Annotated in this window: 15 protein-coding genes and 1 pseudogene; 12 read left to right on the forward strand and 4 right to left on the reverse strand. The window is 71.7% G+C overall.

The features are described from left to right. Positions 1 to 59: 59 nt before the first annotated feature. The gene (locus IPG65_RS06575; RefSeq protein WP_293188444.1) at positions 60 to 617 is read right to left on the reverse strand and encodes an adenine phosphoribosyltransferase; all 558 of its coding nucleotides are present in this window, start codon (positions 615 to 617) and stop codon (positions 60 to 62) included. 80 nt (positions 618 to 697) lie between these two features. Further along, complete coding sequence (locus IPG65_RS06580) at positions 698 to 2,680, reverse strand: cation:proton antiporter (RefSeq protein WP_293188445.1); 1,983 nt, start codon at positions 2,678 to 2,680, stop codon at positions 698 to 700. A gap of 52 nt (positions 2,681 to 2,732) precedes the next feature. Between IPG65_RS06580 and IPG65_RS06585 the strand changes: the two genes are divergently transcribed. The 4 genes from IPG65_RS06585 to IPG65_RS06600 are packed head-to-tail and all read left to right on the forward strand — an operon-like array spanning position 2,733 to position 5,692. After that, a complete protein-coding gene (locus tag IPG65_RS06585) occupies positions 2,733 to 3,710 on the forward strand; it encodes a KpsF/GutQ family sugar-phosphate isomerase (RefSeq protein ID WP_293188446.1) in 978 nt (325 codons plus the stop codon). Further along, positions 3,710 to 4,297 (forward strand): HAD hydrolase family protein, encoded by a 588-nt coding sequence (locus IPG65_RS06590; RefSeq protein ID WP_293188447.1) that lies wholly within the window; start codon positions 3,710 to 3,712, stop codon positions 4,295 to 4,297. The genes IPG65_RS06585 and IPG65_RS06590 overlap by 1 nt, the downstream gene beginning before the upstream one ends. Next, a complete protein-coding gene (lptC, locus tag IPG65_RS06595) occupies positions 4,294 to 4,911 on the forward strand; it encodes an LPS export ABC transporter periplasmic protein LptC (RefSeq protein WP_293188448.1) in 618 nt (205 codons plus the stop codon). Before IPG65_RS06590 ends, lptC begins: the two co-directional genes overlap by 4 nt. A gap of 4 nt (positions 4,912 to 4,915) precedes the next feature. After that, complete coding sequence (locus tag IPG65_RS06600) at positions 4,916 to 5,692, forward strand: SDR family oxidoreductase (protein WP_293188449.1); 777 nt, start codon at positions 4,916 to 4,918, stop codon at positions 5,690 to 5,692. Between the two features lie 151 nt (positions 5,693 to 5,843). On the opposite strand, the gene IPG65_RS06605 is transcribed toward IPG65_RS06600, so the two are convergent. Continuing rightward, on the reverse strand, positions 5,844 to 6,401 hold the full coding sequence (locus IPG65_RS06605) for an RNA-binding protein (protein WP_293188450.1): 558 nt from the start codon (positions 6,399 to 6,401) through the stop codon (positions 5,844 to 5,846). Between the two features lie 430 nt (positions 6,402 to 6,831). Between IPG65_RS06605 and IPG65_RS06610 the strand changes: the two are divergent. The 5 genes and pseudogenes from IPG65_RS06610 to IPG65_RS06630 all read left to right on the forward strand — a co-directional run. Continuing rightward, positions 6,832 to 7,051: pseudogene (locus IPG65_RS06610) on the forward strand (TMEM165/GDT1 family protein); the annotation flags it as partial. Positions 7,052 to 7,199: 148 nt separating this feature from the next. Beyond that, entirely contained in the window at positions 7,200 to 8,327 is a 1,128-nt protein-coding gene (locus tag IPG65_RS06615) for a homoserine O-acetyltransferase (protein WP_293188451.1), read from the forward strand. Beyond that, positions 8,324 to 8,905 carry a methionine biosynthesis protein MetW gene (gene metW / locus IPG65_RS06620; protein WP_293188452.1) on the forward strand — a complete coding sequence of 194 codons (582 nt, stop codon included), beginning with the start codon at positions 8,324 to 8,326 and terminating at the stop codon, positions 8,903 to 8,905. The genes IPG65_RS06615 and metW overlap by 4 nt, the downstream gene beginning before the upstream one ends. 59 nt (positions 8,906 to 8,964) lie before the next feature. Beyond that, positions 8,965 to 10,314 (forward strand): amidase, encoded by a 1,350-nt coding sequence (locus IPG65_RS06625; protein WP_293188453.1) that lies wholly within the window; start codon positions 8,965 to 8,967, stop codon positions 10,312 to 10,314. Positions 10,315 to 10,491: 177 nt separating this feature from the next. After that, entirely contained in the window at positions 10,492 to 12,813 is a 2,322-nt protein-coding gene (locus IPG65_RS06630) for an arylsulfatase (RefSeq protein ID WP_293188454.1), read from the forward strand. Positions 12,814 to 12,921: 108 nt separating this feature from the next. On the opposite strand, the gene IPG65_RS06635 is transcribed toward IPG65_RS06630, so the two are convergent. Further along, complete coding sequence (locus IPG65_RS06635; RefSeq protein ID WP_293188455.1) at positions 12,922 to 13,659, reverse strand: Crp/Fnr family transcriptional regulator; 738 nt, start codon at positions 13,657 to 13,659, stop codon at positions 12,922 to 12,924. Between the two features lie 104 nt (positions 13,660 to 13,763). On the opposite strand from IPG65_RS06635, the gene IPG65_RS06640 reads away from it, so the two are divergent. Genes IPG65_RS06640 through IPG65_RS06650 form a run of 3 tightly spaced genes read left to right on the forward strand, consistent with a single transcriptional unit; the run spans position 13,764 to position 16,592 of the window. After that, positions 13,764 to 14,324: a thiamine pyrophosphate-binding protein gene (locus IPG65_RS06640; protein WP_293188456.1), complete on the forward strand. Its 561-nt coding sequence runs from the start codon at positions 13,764 to 13,766 to the stop codon at positions 14,322 to 14,324. A 20-nt stretch (positions 14,325 to 14,344) separates the two neighbouring features. Beyond that, on the forward strand, positions 14,345 to 14,950 hold the full coding sequence (locus IPG65_RS06645) for a thiamine pyrophosphate-dependent enzyme (protein WP_293188457.1): 606 nt from the start codon (positions 14,345 to 14,347) through the stop codon (positions 14,948 to 14,950). Positions 14,951 to 14,969: 19 nt separating this feature from the next. Further along, positions 14,970 to 16,592, forward strand: a complete 1,623-nt coding sequence (locus IPG65_RS06650) for a GMC family oxidoreductase N-terminal domain-containing protein (RefSeq protein ID WP_293188458.1) — start codon at positions 14,970 to 14,972, stop codon at positions 16,590 to 16,592. Positions 16,593 to 16,608: the final 16 nt, after the last annotated feature.

Here is a 16,608-nt window from a genome sequence, read left to right on the forward strand (position 1 = left end):
GCCGGTATGGATAGTCGGTCAGTAGCTCTCAATTTCAGAGCGCAGCGCGATGCGCCGGCTCAGTGTCCCTCGAACCCCACCAGCGTGAACAGCGCCAGCCCCGATGCCCGCAGCCGCGCCGAGCCGCCGAGTTCGGGCAGATCGACGATGGCGGCGCCCTCGGTCACGATGGCGCCCTGCTTTTCCAGCAGCCGCCGGCCCGCCATCATGGTGCCGCCGGTGGCGATCAGGTCGTCGATCAGCAGCACCCGGTCGCCGGATTTGACGGCGTCGGTGTGCAGCTCGACGGTGGCGCTGCCGTATTCCAGCTCGTAGGTTTCTTCCACCGTGGTGAAGGGCAGCTTGCCCTTCTTGCGGATGGGCACGAAGCCCACGCCCAGCTCGTAGGCCACCACCGAGCCGATGATGAAGCCGCGCGCGTCCAGCCCGGCCACCACGTCGGGGCGCAGCTCGGGCGCCATGTAGCGGTGCACGAAGGCGTCGATCAGCACGCGGAACACGCGCGGGTTCTGCAGCAGCGGCGTGATGTCGCGGAACTGCACGCCCGGGGCCGGCCAGTCGGGCACGGTGCGGATGTGCTGGCGCAGGTAGTCGGTGACGGACAGGGGGGTGGTCATGGGCGTGGGTGAAGGGGGTCCGGGGGACGGTGCCATTGTGCCGCGCGCCTTGGTATTCGCCTTGGGAGCGGCCCGGCGGCTCATGCCGACAGCGCCCGCTCGGCGCGCGCCAGGGCTTCGGCCTTGCCGGAGAGCACCAGCGTCTCGCCGCCTTCCAGCACCGTGTCGTCCCGCGCCGCGGCGTGGCCGCCCCGGGCGCGGCGCAGGCTGATGGCGCGCACCTCGCCCGCGCCGGCCAGCGCATCGGCCAGGCGGCGGCCGGCGGCGCTGGGCGGCACGGTGACGGTGGCCAGGCGCTCGGCCTGCAGCTCGTCCTCGCTGGCGTCGTCGGCGCCGTGGAAGAAGCCGCGCAGCAGGCCGTAGCGTTCCTCGCGCTGCTGCTGCGCGATGCGGATCACGCGCCGCATCGGCACGCCCACCAGGGCCAGCGCATGGCTGGCCAGCATCAGCGAGCCTTCCTGCGACTCGGGCACGACCTCGGTGGCGCCGGCGGCGCGCAGGCGCTCCAGGTCGCGGTCGGTCTGGGTGCGCACGATCACGGGCACCTGCGGCGCCTGGGCGCGGATGGCGGCCAGCGTCTTCAGGACGCTGCCGGGGTCCAGGTAGGTCAGGGCAACGGCGCTGGCGCGGGCCAGGCCGGCGGCGGCGAGGTTCTGCGGCTTGGCCGCGTCGCCGAAGGCCACCGCCTGGCCGGCGGCGCGGGCCTGGCGCACGCGGTCGGGGTCCAGGTCCAGCGCGATGGTGGCGATGCCCTCGCGCTCCAGCAGGCGGGCCATGGCCTGGCCGCTGCGGCCGTAGCCGCAGATCAGCACGTGGCCGCTGGTGTTGAGGGACTGGCGCGCGATGGAGGTCATCTGCAGCGACTGCTGCAGCCACTCGCTGGACACCAGCCGCAGCACGATGCGGTTGCTGGCCATGATGATGAAGGGCGTGGCCAGCATCGACAGCACCATCGCCGCCAGGATGGGGTGGAACAGCTCCGGCGTCAGCAGCCCCTCGCGCCGGCTCAGCGTGAGCAGCACGAAGCCGAACTCGCCCGCCTGCGCCAGGTACAGCCCGGTGCGCAGCGCCACGCCGCCGCTGGCGCCCAGCGCCCGCGCCAGGGCGGTGATCAGCGCCAGCTTGAACAGCACCGGTCCCGCCAGCAGCGCCAGCACCAGCGGCCACTGCAGCGCCACCTGCCGCCAGTCCAGCAGCATGCCGATGGTGATGAAGAACAGGCCCAGCAGCACGTCGTGGAAAGGGCGGATCTCCGACTCCACCTGCAGCTTGAACTCGGTCTCGGAGATCAGCACGCCGCAGATGAAGGCGCCCAGCGCCAGGCTCAGGCCCGCGTGCTCGGTCAGCCACGCCAGCCCCAGGGTCAGCAGCAGCAGGTTGAGCACGAACAGCTCCTCGCTCTTGCGCCGCGCCACCAGGGTCAGCCACCAGCGCATCACGCGTGGGCCGCCCCACAGCAGCAGGGTGATCAGCGCGGCGGCCTTCAGGGCGGCCAGGGCCAGCGCGGCCAGCAGCGCCTCGGGCGCCGAGCCCAGCGCCGGCACCAGCACCAGCAGCGGCACCACCGCCAGGTCCTGCAGCAGCAGCACGCCCATCACGCGCTGGCCGTGCTCGGACTCCAGCTCCAGCCGGTCGGCCATCATCTTCACCACGATGGCGGTGCTGCTCATCGCCATGGCGCCGCCCAGCGCCAGCGCGGTCTGCCAGCCCATCCGCCACGCGGCGGGCGCCAGCCACGCCAGCAGCAGCGAGCCCAGCGTCACGATCAGCAGCGTCAGCACCACCTGCGCCAGCCCCAGGCCGAACACGTGGCGCCGCATGGCGCGCAGCTTGGGCAGGTTGAATTCCAGCCCGATCACGAACATCAGGAACACCACGCCGTACTCGGCCAGGTGCTTGATGCTGTCCGCGTCCTGCCCGAAGGCCAGGCCCAGGGTGTGGGGCTCCATCATCACGCCCACCACCAGGTAGCCCAGGATGGCCGGCAGCTTGAGCCAGCGGCACGCCGAGACGCCGATCACGGCGGCCGTCAGGTACAGCAGCGTCAACTCCAGGGAACCCATGCGCCATGCTAGCCGAGCGGCCCGCCGGGTGCCGGTCGATAGAATCCGGCGCATGAGTTTCGACCCCGCCCAGGCCCTGCGGCTGGCCCATGAGACGCTCGACATCGAGGCCGCCGCCGTGCTGGGCCTCAAGCGCAGGCTGGGCGACGGGTTCGCGCGCGCCGTGGCGCTGATGCTCGGCGTCACCGGCCGCGTGGTGGTGATGGGCATGGGCAAGAGCGGCCACGTCGGCCGCAAGATCGCCGCCACGCTGGCCTCCACCGGCACGCCCGCCCTGTTCGTGCACCCCGCCGAGGCCAGCCACGGCGACCTGGGCATGATCAAGCCGGTGGACGTGGTGCTGGCCATCTCCAACAGCGGCGAGAGCGAGGAGCTGACCGCCATCGTGCCGCTGGTCAAGCGCCTGGGCGCGCCGCTGGTGGCCATGACCGGCGGCGCCCAGTCCACCCTGGCGCGCTGCGCCGACGTGGTGCTGGACAGCGGCGTCGAGAAGGAGGCCTGCCCGCTCAACCTGGCGCCCACCGCCAGCACCACCGCGCAGCTGGCGCTGGGCGACGCGCTGGCCGTGGCGCTGCTGGACGCGCGCGGCTTCAAGGCCGAGGACTTCGCCCGCTCGCACCCCGGCGGCGCCCTGGGGCGGCGCCTGCTCACGCGCGTGATGGACATCATGCGCAGCGGCGAGGACGTGCCGCGCGTCGGCCCCGAGGCCACCTTCAGCACGCTGATGCGCGAGATGACGCGCAAGGGGCTGGGTGCCTCCGCCGTCGCCGATGCCGACGGCCGCGTGCTCGGCATCTTCACCGACGGCGACCTGCGCCGGCTGGTGGAAACCGGGCGCGACCTGCGCACGCTCGTCGCGCGCGACGTGATGCACGCCGGCCCGCGCACCATCCGCCAGGACGCGCTGGCCGCCGTGGCCGCCGAGCAGATGGAGAAGGGCCGCGTCACGGTGCTGCTGGTGCTGGACGAGGCTGATCGGCTGGTCGGTGCCCTCAACACCAACGACCTGATGCGGGCGAAGGTGATCTGATGTCGCCGGAAAACGTTGGACCCCCTTCGGGCGGCCGAGCGGCACTCACCTGGCCGCCCGAGGTGCTGCTGCGCGCGCAGGGCATCCGCGTGGCCTTTTTCGACGTGGACGGCGTGCTGACCGACGGCGGCCTGTACTACGGCGAGGGCGGCGAGGCGCTCAAGCGCTTCCACACCCTCGACGGCCACGGCCTGAAGCTGCTGGCACGTGCCGGCATCACGCCCGCCGTCATCTCCGGCCGCGACTCGCCCGCGCTGCGTGCCCGCCTGGCGGCCCTGGGCGTGACCCACCTGCGCCTGGGCACCGAGGACAAGGTGCCCGCCGCCCAGGCGCTGCTGCACGAGCTGGGCGCCGACTGGACGCAGGCCGCCGCCATCGGCGACGACTGGCCCGACCTGCCGCTGCTGCGCCATGCCGCCTTCGCCTGCGCGCCGGCCAACGCGCATGCCGAGGCGCGCGCCCTGGCCGGCTACGTCACCGTCCTGGCCGGCGGCGCGGGCGCGGCGCGCGAGTTCTGCGACCTGCTGCTGGTGGCCGGCGGCCACTACCGCCGGCTGCTGGAGCAGCACCTGGGGCCGGCACCTTGAACACCGCGCGCTGGTGGCGCTACGGCCGGGACCAGCTTTCGTCCTGGCTGCCGGCGCTGCTGATGATGCTGTTCGCGCTCGGCACCTGGTGGCTGGTGCGCAGCGCGCCCGAGTTGCCGGGACAGGATGGCGAGCGCCCCGTGCTGCACGAGCCCGACTACCACATGCGCCAGTTCTCGGTGCGCAGCTTCGACCCCACCGGCCGGCTGAAGTCCGAGCTGACCGGCGTGGAAGGCCACCACTACCCGGACACCGACACGCTGGAGGTCCAGGCGCCGCGCATGCGCTCCTACGACGAGCGCGGCCTGCCCACCGTGGCGACGGCGCGGCGCGCGGTGTCCAACGGCGACGGCTCCGAGGTCCAGCTCTACGGCGACGCGCGCGTGGTGCGCGACGCCGTGGCCAAGCCCGGCGGCGGCGCCCTGCCGCGCATGGAGTTCCGCGGCGAATACCTGCATGCCTTCACCCAGGACGAGCGCGTCAGTTCCGACCAGCCGGTGGAACTGCTGCGCGGCCCCGACCGCTTCACCGGCGACCAGTTCGACTACGACGACAAGACCGGCGTGGCCCACCTGCGGGGGCGCGTGCGCGGCGTCCTGCAGCCGAAGCGGTGATGTCGTGAGCGGCCTGGCCTTCATCACCGGGGCCTCCAGCGGCATCGGCCAGGCGTTGGCGCAGCGCTACGCCGCCGCGGGCTGGCGCCTGGCCCTGGTGGCCCGGCGCGAGGCTGAACTGAGCGCCTGGGCGGCGGCGCAGGGCTGGCCGGCTGACCGCTGGCGGGTGTACGGCGCCGATGTGGCGTCCATCGACCGCATCGTCGCCGCTGGCCGGGCTTGCCTGGCGGACCAGGGTGTGCCCGACGTGGTGGTCGCCAACGCCGGCATCAGCATCGGCATGGACAGCGCCGAGCGGGACGATCTCGACGTCATGGCGCGCACCTTGGCCACCAACAACCTGGGCCTGGCGGCCACCTTCCACCCCTTCATCGGGCCCATGCGCCAGCGCGGCAGCGGCGCGCTGGTCGGCATCGCCAGCGTGGCGGCCATCCGCGGCCTGCCGGGCCACGGTGCCTACTGCGCCAGCAAGGCCGGCGTGGTGAGCTACTGCGAAAGCCTGCGCGGCGAGCTGCGCGGCAGCGGCGTGCGGGTGGTGACCCTGGTGCCGGGCTACATCAACACGCCGCTCACGCGCGGCAACCGCTATGCGATGCCTTTCCTGATGCCGGCGCCGGCGTTCGCCGAGCGGGCGTTCCAGGCCATCGGCGCGGGCGCCAGCTACCGCGTGATCCCGTGGCAGATGGGCGTGGTCGCCAAGCTGCTGCGGGTGCTGCCCAACGCGCTGTTCGACCGCCTGCTGGCCGGGCGCCCGCGCAAGGCCCGGCAGCACGGGCGCTGAAGCGCGCTGCGGCCGGTCCCCGCTGCGCTTGGGTGCGCTGCTTTCCGAAGAGACTGCTCTTTGAGCGGCCCAGCGACGAAAAAGGCTCCCGAGGGAGCCTTCTGCTGGTGTGTCGCGGCACGTCCGCCCCTGAGGCGGACGCGGGACGGGATCAATAGTCGTCGCCGCCGCCGCCGCCGTAGCCACCCCCGCTGCCGCCACCGCCGTCGCGGCGACCACCGCCGCGCGGGCCGGAGCCGTAGGGGCTGCGGAAGCCGCTGTCGCCGCCGCCGCCGTAGCCGCCACCTTCGCGGCGACCACCGCCGCCGCCGTAGCCACCACCGCCGCCTTCACGACGGCCACCGCCGCCGCCGCCGCCGTAGCCGCCGCCACCGCCGCCGCCATAACCACCGCCACCGCCGCCGCCGTAGCCGCCACCGCCACCACCGTAGCCACCGCCGCCGGAGCGCGGCGGGCGCGCTTCCATCGGACGGGCCTCGTTGACGACCACGTTGCGGCCGCCGAGCGACTGGCCGTTCATGCCGGTGATGGCGGCTTGCGCCTCGGCATCGCTGCCCATCTCGACGAAGCCAAAGCCCTTGGAGCGGCCGGTATCGCGCTCCATCATGACCTTGGCGCTGGTGACCGCGCCGAACTGGCCGAAGGCCTGCGCCAAATCGCTGTCGCGCACCGAATACGGCAGATTGCCGACGTAAAGTTTGTTGCCCATTTGAAAGGGACTCCTTAATGACAAATGAAAAGCGATGGAGTCCGCAAAACGCCTTCGACGAAGCTGCGCTGCGCTGGCAACGAAGGGAAACTGACTGTGTTCACCGCAAGACCACATGGGGTGTGCAAGGCGCACACCCGCGCAATTATGCGCGATAACTGCGGCAGTCAAGCATCGGGATAATTCCCGATAGAGTTGGCAGGTTATTGCGTTCCCTCGGCGCCGCCCGGGCAGGCCCGGCAACCCCGCCCCTCCAATCGGCCGCCGCTCGGCGCGGCCTCCTTGGGCATCGTTTGCTGCTATTAAGATAGCTATAGGAGATGGACTGGCGAGGGTTGAAAGCCAAAAAGAACTCCTGAATTCACGAATGCGGCGCCGCCCTGGCGCATCGGCATGGAAGCCTTTCTCCCTTTCCACCGGCATCGTCACCCTGGCCGAGATGGGCGATAAGACCCAGATCGCCACCGTGGCGCTGGCCGCGCAGTACCAGCCATGGGGCCGCCGTGGTGGCCGGCACCACGCTGGGCATGATGATCGCCAACGCGCCTGCGGTGTGGTTCGGCGACCAGCTGGTCAAGAGGGTGCCGATCCGCGTGGTGCACCGGGTCTCGGCGCTGGTTTTCGCCGGCCTGGGCCTGTGGGCGCTGTGAGGTGGCCGCGCCTGACCGGCGCGCTATACTGGTCCGCCAGCGCCGATTTGCTTTCCTGCTTGCGGGCGCTCTAACAAATTCAGCTAAAGACGGACACCCGCGCACCACCCGGCATCCGCCTCTTTGGCGAGCCGGGTTTTTTGTTGCCATGTCGATCATTGCCACGCCGCAGGTCCTGCATTCCGAGGCGCCGCTGCCGCTGCGCAGCGGCGCGTCGATCCGGGACTACGAGCTGACCTACGAGACCTACGGCCAGCTCAACGCCGCCCGCGACAACGCGGTGCTGATCTGTCACGCCCTCAACGCCTCGCACCACGTGGCCGGCGTGTACTCGGGCCAGGACAGGAGCGAAGGCTGGTGGGACAACATGATCGGCCCCGGCAAGCCGGTGGACACCGACCGCTTCTTCGTCATCGGCGTCAACAACCTGGGCTCGTGCTTCGGCTCCACCGGGCCGATGCACCGCAACCCGGCCACGGGCGAGGTCTACGGCGCCGACTTCCCGGTCGTCACCGTGGAGGACTGGGTCGATGCCCAGGCCCGCCTGCTGGACGCGCTGGGCATTCGGCGGCTCGCCGCCGTCATGGGCGGCAGCCTGGGCGGCATGCAGGCGCTGAGCTGGACGATGCAGTACCCCGACCGCGTGCGCCACGCCGTGGTGGTGGCCAGCGCGCCCAACCTGTCGGCCGAGAACATCGCCTTCAACGAGGTGGCGCGCCGCGCCATCGTCACCGACCCGGACTTCCACGGCGGCCACTTCTACCGCCACGGCGTCATCCCCAAGCGCGGCCTGCGCATCGCGCGCATGATCGGCCACATCACGTACCTGAGCGACGACGTGATGAACGAGAAGTTCGGCCGGCAGCTCCGGGAAGGCATCGACCTGAAGTACAGCACCCAGGACGTCGAGTTCCAGATCGAGAGCTACCTGCGCCACCAGGGCGACAAGTTCAGCGACTACTTCGACGCCAACACCTACCTCCTGATCACCCGCGCGCTCGACTACTTCGACCCGGCGCGCGCCTTCCAGGGCGACCTGACGCGCGCGCTGGCGGCCACCCGGGCGCGCTTCCTGCTGGTCAGCTTCACCACCGACTGGCGCTTCCCGCCCGCGCGCTCGCGCGAGGTCGTCAAGGCGCTGCTCGAAAACCGCCGCGACGTCAGCTACGCCGAGATCGACGCGCCCCACGGGCACGACGCCTTTCTGCTCGAAGACCCGCGCTACCTGGGTGTCGTGCGCTCCTACTTTGATAGTTTCAAGGAGGCCGTGCGATGAGCGACCAGGCCGTCATGCGCAGCATCGCCCGCCTGGTGCCCGAGGGCGCGCACGTGCTCGACCTGGGCTGCGGCGACGGCGCCCTGCTGGAGCTGCTGCGGCGCGAGCGGCGCTGCACCGGCTACGGCATCGAGATCGACGACGCCAATGTGCTGGCCTGCGTGCGGCGCGGCATCAACGTCTTGCAGCTCAACCTGCACCAGGGGCTGGCCGCGTTCCAGGACCAGAGCTTCGACGTGGTGCTGCAGATCGACACCCTGCAGCACCTGCGCAATGCCGAGGTCATGCTGCGCGAGACCGCGCGCGTCGGCCGCACCGGCATCGTCGCCTTCCCCAACTTCGCGCACTGGCCCAACCGCCTCTCCGTGGCGCGCGGGCGCATGCCCGTCACCCGCCGCCTGCCCTATCAGTGGTACGACACGCCCAACATCCGCGTCGGCACCTACAAGGACTTCGAGGCGCTGGCGCGCAAGAACGGCCTGAAGGTGCTCGACGCCTTCGGCCTCGAAGGCGGACGCGAAGTGCGCTGGCTGCCCAACGCTCGGGCCAGCACGGCGGTCTTCAAGCTGCAACGCTGATTTTCTGAACGGAATTGGCCTGTAGCCCCCATGGATATTGCGCCAACAGCTATCAAAATATGACTGCACTGCCCACCATCGAGCACTTGGCCGCCGGGCGCACCAGCGCCACCGCGCTCACCGAGGCCGCCCTGGCGCGCGCGCAGGACCCGGCGGGCGAGGGCGCGCGCGTGTTCACCCTGCTGGACGCCGGGCGCGCCCGCGCCCTGGCCGCCGCCTCCGACGCCCTGCGCGCCGCCGGCATCGTGCGCTCCCCGCTGGAAGGCCTGCCGGTCTCCATCAAGGACCTGTTCGACGTCGCCGGCCAGGTCACCACCGCCGGCTCCGTCGTGCTGAAGGACGCCGCGCCGGCCGCGCGCAACGCCCCCGTCATCGACCGCCTCATCGCCGCCGGCGCGGTGATCGTCGGGCGCACCAACATGACCGAGTTCGCCTTCTCCGGCCTGGGCCTCAACCCGCATCACGGCACGCCGCGCAACCCGTGGGACCGCGTCGGTGGCGGGCGCATCCCCGGCGGCTCCAGCAGCGGCGCGGCGGTGTCGGTGACCGACGGCATGGCGGTGCTGGCCCTCGGTTCGGACACCGGCGGCTCGGTGCGCGTCCCCTCGGCGCTGTGCGGGCTCGCGGGCTTCAAGCCCACGCAGCGGCGCGTGCCGCTGGCGGGCGCGCTGCCGCTGTCCACCTCGCTCGACTCCGTCGGCCCGCTGGCCGCCAGCGTGCGCTGCTGCGCCATCGCCGACGCCGTGCTGGCCGGCGAGCCGGCCGTGCCGCCGCCCGCGCGCGACCTGCAGGGCGCGCGGCTGGCCGTGCCCGAGACCGTGGTGCTGGACGACCTGGACGCCGCCGTGGCGGCCGCTTTCGAGCGCGCCCTGGCGCGGCTGTCGGCCGCTGGCGCGCGCGTGGCCCGCATCGCCGTGCCCGAGTTCGCCGAGTTCGCGCCGCTGCATGCGCGCGGCACGCTGCCCGCCGCCGAGGCCTGGGCCTGGCACCGCGCGCTGCTGGCGCGCGCCGGCGACGCCTACGACCCGCGCGTGGCCAGCCGCCTGCGCGGCGGCGAGCGCATGGGCGCGGCCGACTACGTCGAGCTGCTGGCCGCGCGCCGGCGCTGGATCGCCCAGGTCGAGGCGCGCATCGCCGGCTTCGACGCGCTGTTGATGCCCACCGTGCCCTGCATCGCGCCGCGCATCGACGCGCTGGCGCCGCCGCACGACGAGGCGTACTCGGCGGCCAACGCGCTGATCCTGCGCAACCCCGCGTTCATCAACTTCCTCGACGGCTGCGCGCTGTCGCTGCCCTGCCACGAGGACGGCGAGGCGCCGGTCGGGCTGACGCTGGCCGGCCGAGGCGGCACCGACCGCGACATCCTGGCGTTGGGCCTGGGCGTGGAACGGGTATTGGCAGGTATTTGAGGCGCTAGCCAGCGTGGATATTGACTTGTCTGCTGCAAATTAAGTAGCATCTGAATCGGGCTGCCGCGTCGGCGGCATGCACCCGTGGAGATTCCCAAAGTGTCCAATGCCGGACACTCAGCGCCCCGTCCTGTTTGCTACCGTCGCCGACGCACACAACACAGCGAGAGGTCAGCGATGTCGAAGACGGCGATGCCTGCGGGCGAGGGCGATCCGGGCGCGGGGTTCGAGGGCCGCATCGGCCGCACGCTGGGCGAGTCCCTACCGCATTGGCGCGCGCCGCGGCGCCCGCCGGCAGGCAGCCCCAACGTGGTGGTCATCCTGTTCGACGACCTGGGCTTTTCCGACTTCGGCTGTTTCGGCGGCGAGATCCACACCCCGAATATCGACCGCCTGGCCGCCGGGGGGCTGCGCTTCACCGGCTACACCACGGTGCCCATGTGCACGCCGGCGCGCGCCGCGCTGCTCACGGGCAAGAACCCGCACAGCGTGGGCTGCGGCTGGCTGACCCACAACGACCCCGGCTACCCCGGCTACAAGGGCGAGATGAGCAAGGACGCCCCCACCATGGCCGAGCTGCTGCGCGCGCAGGGCTACGCCACCTTCGCGGCGGGCAAGTGGCACAACACCTACGACGCCAACGCGCAGCCGGGCGGCGACATCAGCTCGTGGCCCCTGCAGCGCGGGTTCGACCGCTTCTATGGCTTCCTGGGCGCGGAAACCAGCTATTTCCAGCCGGACCGCATGCTCGAGGGCAACCAGCCGGCCGCGGCCGACCAGTTCCCGCCGGACTATTTCGCGCCGGACGACTACACCGGCCGCGCCGTGTCCTGGCTGGCCGAGCAGCAGGCCTGCGCGCCCGACAAGCCCTTCTTTCTGTACCTGGCCTACCAGACGCCGCACACGCCGCTGCAGGCCAAGCCGGCCGACCTGGCGCGCTACCGCGGCCGCTACCAGGCCGGCTGGGACGCGCTGCGCCGCGAGCGCTTCGAGCGCCAGCGCGCCATGGGGCTGACCGAGGACAACGCCGGCTTTTCACCGCGCAACCCCGGCGTGCCCGCCTGGGAGACGCTGGGCGAGGACCAGCAGAAGCTGTTCGCGACGCACATGGAGGTCTACGCGGCGCTGATTGACAACGCCGACCAGAACGTCGGCCGCGTGCTGGACTTCCTGCGCCAGAGCGGCCAGTGGGACAACACGCTGATCCTCATCACCTCCGACAACGGCGCCAATTCCGTCGGCGGTCCGGAAGGCGTGGTCAATCTGCAGGGGCGCCGCTCGGGCCTGCCGGAGGATCCGGCCGTCGTTGCCCAGTTGCTGGCGCAGGGCCGCATGGGCGGCAACGACACCTACGCCGCCTACCCCAGCGGCTGGACGCAGGTGAGCAACACGCCCTACCGCTACTACAAGCGCACCCCCATGGCCGGCGGCATCCGCGTGCCGCTGATCGCGCACTGGCCCCAGGGCCTGGCGGACGCCGGCGCGCTGCGGCGCCAGTGGGTGCACGTCACCGACCTGCTGCCCACCGTGCTGGGGGTGACCGGCGGCGCCTACCCCGACACCTTTCGCGGGCTGCGCACGCGCGCGCTGGACGGGCGCAGCTTCGCGGCCATGTTCGGCGACGCCGCCGCGCCCCGGCAGCGTGAGCGCCAGTACTACGAGCTGCAGGCCAACCGCGGCTACATCAGCGGGCGCTGGAAGATCGTCTCGCTGCAGGCGCCGCGCCAGCCGATCCAGCTGGACAACTGGATGCTGTTCGACCTGGAGAACGACCCCGCCGAGATCGAGGACCTGGCCGCGCGCCACCCCGACACCGTGGCCCGGCTGGTGGCCGAGTTCGAGGAAGACGCCAGCGCGAACTACGTCTATCCGCTGGACAACCGCGACGACATCCGGGCGGTCACCGTGCCACCGCACGAACTCGCGCAGTCGGGCACGCCGCGCGATTTCGCGCCGCAGGTGCGCTGGGTGCCCAACACCGTGGTGAGCCCGCTCATCGCGGACCGCGCTTACACCTTGCGGGCCCGCTTCGACTGGCAGCCGGGTGACGAGGGCGTGGTGCTGGCGATCGGCGACCGCTTCTGCGGCATCAGCCTGTTCGTCGAGCGCGGGCAACTGCATTTCGTCTACCAGTGGTGGTACAGCCCGACCGAGCTGGCCCCGATCGATCTGCAGCCCGGCGCGCAGGAATTCCTGCTCGACTACCGCGCCCTGGGCGAGCGCCGGGGCGAGGCCGACGTCAGCCTCAACAGCCGGCGCTGCCACGCGGCGGTGGACCTGTCGCCCACCATGGTGCGCGTGCCGTCGGGCGGCCTGACCGTGGGGCTGAACCGGCGTGAGGCCATCAGCCCGCGCTATGCCGGCCGCGGCGTGTTCCGCTACAGCGGCCGCATCGAGGGGGTGCGTATCGAGCCGGGCGCGCAGGCGCCTCACACGCCCATGAACCTCGACGAAGCGGCCGTGCAGGCCGCCATGCGCGCGGCGGCCCACAACGCCTGACTGCGTGTTTTCCCTGGTGGGGCCGGCGATTCGGGGCTCTGTCAAGTTTCAGGCAGTTCGCGCCAGGCAGGCTTCCTAGCATCGCTGCCTGTGAATGCCAACCACCCTTCAGGAACCCGCAGGCTTCGGCATCAGGCCAAGGCCCGCCCGCTCGGCCAGACCCGGCGGGTCGATGATGGTCAGGCTGGCGTAGTGCAGTGCGATCAAGCCGTCGCGCTTGAGTTGCTGCACGGCGAAATTGGCGCGCTGCCGGCTCACGCCCAGCCAGTCGCCAATGTCGGCCTGGGACATCTGCAAGGTCAGCGCGACGCCGTCGGGCTGAGGGCGGCCGCTGGTGATCGCCTGCAGGTGCAGCTGGCGCGCCAGCCGGACATCCAGGGTCATGGTGGTGTCCACCAGCAGCCGTTCGTAGATGAGCCGGGAGCGATAGGCCATCTGCAGTTCCAGCGCCCGCGCCAGCGACGCAAAGCGGTCGCGCAGCGCGCGAAAGGCCGGCCCCCGCACCAGCAGTACGCGGGTCGCCGTTTCGCGGGCGATCAGGTCGCTCAGGTGGGGCAGGCCATCCCACAGGCTCACCGTGGCGGCGATGTCGCCCGGCCCCAGGAAGGCCAGCAAATGCCGCCGGCCGTCCTGGTGCAGCACGCTGGATTCGACGGCGCCCTCGACCACCACCAGCAGGTGTTCGAAGGGGTCTCCGCGCCGCAGCAGCGTCTGCCCCTTGGCCAGGGGCTGCACGTGCCCCGCCTCCGTCAGCGCCTGGCGCGCCTCGGGTTCGCAGTCGCGAAAACCCAGCGACTGCTTCAGCAGCGCGGCCGCGAGCAGTCTGCCGCTGGTCTGCATGTCCATGGCTGGGCGATGGGCCGGCATGTTCCGCGAACCTCTTTCCTGAGTCGAGCGACCTGTCGCGCGGCATTGTGCCAGTTCGTCCTTTTTGATGCCCTAGGAAACGCATGACTTCACCCAACCCCCTGATGGTCCCCGCGCCCAACCCGCCGGGCGGCGCCAGCGCCTCCGCCGTGCTGCGGGCGCTGCGCGCCGCGGGCGTGACGCACGTGGTCACCGTGCCCGATTTCGTGCAGTTCGCCCTGCATGCGCAACTGGCCGCGGCGGACGCCGGCATCGCGCAGGTGTACGCCTGCAGCGAGGACCAGGCGCTCACGGTGGCCGCCGGCCTGTACGTCGGCGGCGCCAAGCCGGTGGTGCTGGTGCAGAACCAGGGCTTCTACAAGTGCCTGAACACCCTGCGCGCGACCTGCATCGACGCCGGGGTGCCGGTGGTGTTCCTGGTCGGCCAGTTCGGCCGCGAGATCGAGAACATCGGCCAGCCCACGCGCGCGTCCAGCCGCAGCATGGTGCGGCTGCTGGAGCCCGTGATCGAGACGCTGGGCCTGCGCTACTGGAAGGTGGCCGACGACGCCGATGCCGCCGGCATCGCGCAGGCGCTCGCGCATGCCCACGCCGAGGAAACCGGCGCGGTGGTCCTGATCGACCGCCACCTCACCTGGAACTGACCCCACACGGAAAGCGCACCATGCACATCGGTCAAGCCTGCGCCGCCATTGCCGCGGCGCGCAAAAACATCTGCCCACAGGCGCCGCTGGTGGCGACCATGTCGGCCCAGTTCGCGTTCGACGCCCTCGGCGAGACCGAGCGCCGCATCGACTCGGTGCCGCTCATGGGCGGCGCCGCCGGCCTGGGCCTGGGGCTGGCGCTGGCCCGCCCCGACCTGCCCGTCATCGTCGTCGATGGCGACGCCAGCCTGCTGATGGAACTGGGCAGCCTGGTGACCGTGGCGCACAACCGCCCGGCGCGCCTGCTCCATTTCGTGTGCGCCAACGGCGTGCAGTTCAACGGCCTGCGCAACCTGCCCACGGCCGGCGCCGACCCCGCCTGCGACTTCGCGGCCATGGCCCTGGCCGCCGGCTACGCGCATGCCGAGCGCATCGGCGACGCGGGCCAGCTGGCCGCCGCCCTGCCCGGCCTGCTGGCGCGCACCGGCGCCACCCTGATCGAGCTGGCGCTGGCGCGCGACCCCGCCCGCGTGGGCGCCGAAACGCCGCAGCCGTTGCTGCCGCCCTTTCAGTTCGTCCGCATGCGCCACGCCGTGCGAACGCTGAAGGCGGCGCTGCAATCCTGACCCCCGACGAAGGCGAGCCATGACCCCTGAACGCAACGAGTTCGACTACATCATCGTCGGCGCCGGCTCGGCCGGCGCGGCGCTGGCCGCCCGGCTGACCGAGCGCGCGCAATTGTCCGTGCTGCTGTTGGAAGCCGGCCCGCCCGACACCAACCTGTGGACGCGCATCCCGCTGGGCGTGGGGTTCGTGCTGGCGCAGGGCAAGGTCACGCGCTCCTTCCACACCCAGCCCGACCCGCAGATGAACGGCCGCGGCATCTACTGGCCGCGCGGCTGGGTGGTGGGCGGCTCGTCCACCGTCAACGGCATGATCTGGGTGCACGGCACGCCGCGCGAGTACGACCTGTGGGCCGAGGACGGCTGCCCCGGCTGGGCCTACGCCGACCTGCTGCCCTGGTTCAAGAAGATCGAGCGCTTCGCCGGCGGCGACGATGCGTCGCGCGGGCGCCAGGGGCCCGTCACGGTCACCGAGTTCCAGCCCGTCGATGCGCTGCCCGACGCCTTCCTGGATTCGGCGCAGCAGGCGGGCATCGCGCCGCGCGTGGCCGACTACAACGCGCGCGGCCTGGGCGGCAGCTACCTGCAGTTCAACACCCGCCGCGGCGTGCGCTGCAACACCCGCATGGCCTATCTGGACGATGCGTTGGAACGCCCCAACCTGACGCTCAAGACCGGCGCGCTGGTGCAGCGCGTGCTGCTGGAGGGCAAGCGCGCGGTCGGCGTGGCGGCGCGCATCGAGGGCCGCGAAGGCAAGTTCAAGGCGCGGCGCGAGGTGATCCTGTGCGGCGGCGCCTTCAACTCGCCGCAGCTGCTGGAGCTGTCGGGCATCGGGCGTCGCGAGGTGCTGGCCGCCGCTGGCGTGCCGCTGGTGCACGAGCTGCGGATGGTGGGCGAAAACCTGAGCGAGCACGTCTACAGCCCCATCGTCTACCGCTCCAAGCCGGAGGTGAGCTGGAACCAGCGGCTCAGCTCGCCGCTCGGCCAGGCGAAGCTGGGCCTGGGCTGGCTGGCCACGCGCAAGGGGCCGCTCAGCAGCAACTCGATCACGGCGCAGACCTTCGCGCCCATGCAGCCGGGCGGCGCGCATGCCGAGCTGAAGCTGCAGGTGCAGCAGGTGTCCACGGCCAACAACCGCGGCGCCGGCAAGATGGCGCTGGACGAATTCCCGGGTATCACCCTGGCCTCGTTCCAGATCCGGCCGCGCTCGCGCGGCACCAGCCACATCGCCAATGCCGACCCGGCCGCCGACCCGACGATGTTCTCGTGCCACTTCACGCATCCGGACGACCTGGACGCCTGCCTGCGGGCGCTCAAGCTGTCGCGCCGCATCGCCCAGACCGGCCCGCTCGCCCGCTTGGGCGGGGAGGAAGTGCGCCCCGGCCCCAAGGCGGCCAGCGACGAGCACTTGGTGGCGTACCTGCGCGCCACCGGCGCCACCGCCTACCACCCGCTGGGCACTTGCCGCATCGGCAGCGACGCCGCGCAGTCGGTGGTGGACCCCCAGCTGCGCGTGCACGGCATCACCGCCCTGCGCGTCGCCGACGCCTCGGTGATGCCCACCATCGCCAGCACCAACACCAACGCGATCGCCATCGTGGTGGGGGAGCGCGCGGCCGACTTCATCCAGCGCGAATCCGCCTGAAACCTCCGCCGCTCAT

The organism is Ottowia sp., from assembly GCF_016703145.1.
Classification (GTDB): domain Bacteria; phylum Pseudomonadota; class Gammaproteobacteria; order Burkholderiales; family Burkholderiaceae_C; genus Ottowia.

Excerpts from the sequence above, each read along its gene's own strand:
- IPG65_RS06640 (WP_293188456.1), top strand. The coding sequence starts at position 13,764 with ATGACTTCACCCAACCCCCTGATGGTCCCCGCGCCCAACCCGCCGGGC.
- metW (WP_293188452.1), top strand. The coding sequence starts at position 8,324 with ATGAGCGACCAGGCCGTCATGCGCAGCATCGCCCGCCTGGTGCCCGAG.
- IPG65_RS06615 (WP_293188451.1), top strand. The coding sequence starts at position 7,200 with ATGTCGATCATTGCCACGCCGCAGGTCCTGCATTCCGAGGCGCCGCTG.
- IPG65_RS06625 (WP_293188453.1), top strand. The coding sequence starts at position 8,965 with ATGACTGCACTGCCCACCATCGAGCACTTGGCCGCCGGGCGCACCAGC.
- IPG65_RS06645 (WP_293188457.1), top strand. The coding sequence starts at position 14,345 with ATGCACATCGGTCAAGCCTGCGCCGCCATTGCCGCGGCGCGCAAAAAC.
- IPG65_RS06580 (WP_293188445.1), bottom strand. The coding sequence starts at position 2,680 with ATGGGTTCCCTGGAGTTGACGCTGCTGTACCTGACGGCCGCCGTGATC.
- IPG65_RS06585 (WP_293188446.1), top strand. The coding sequence starts at position 2,733 with ATGAGTTTCGACCCCGCCCAGGCCCTGCGGCTGGCCCATGAGACGCTC.
- IPG65_RS06575 (WP_293188444.1), bottom strand. The coding sequence starts at position 617 with ATGACCACCCCCCTGTCCGTCACCGACTACCTGCGCCAGCACATCCGC.
- IPG65_RS06590 (WP_293188447.1), top strand. The coding sequence starts at position 3,710 with ATGTCGCCGGAAAACGTTGGACCCCCTTCGGGCGGCCGAGCGGCACTC.
- IPG65_RS06635 (WP_293188455.1), bottom strand. The coding sequence starts at position 13,659 with ATGGACATGCAGACCAGCGGCAGACTGCTCGCGGCCGCGCTGCTGAAG.
- IPG65_RS06630 (WP_293188454.1), top strand. The coding sequence starts at position 10,492 with ATGTCGAAGACGGCGATGCCTGCGGGCGAGGGCGATCCGGGCGCGGGG.
- IPG65_RS06605 (WP_293188450.1), bottom strand. The coding sequence starts at position 6,401 with ATGGGCAACAAACTTTACGTCGGCAATCTGCCGTATTCGGTGCGCGAC.
- IPG65_RS06650 (WP_293188458.1), top strand. The coding sequence starts at position 14,970 with ATGACCCCTGAACGCAACGAGTTCGACTACATCATCGTCGGCGCCGGC.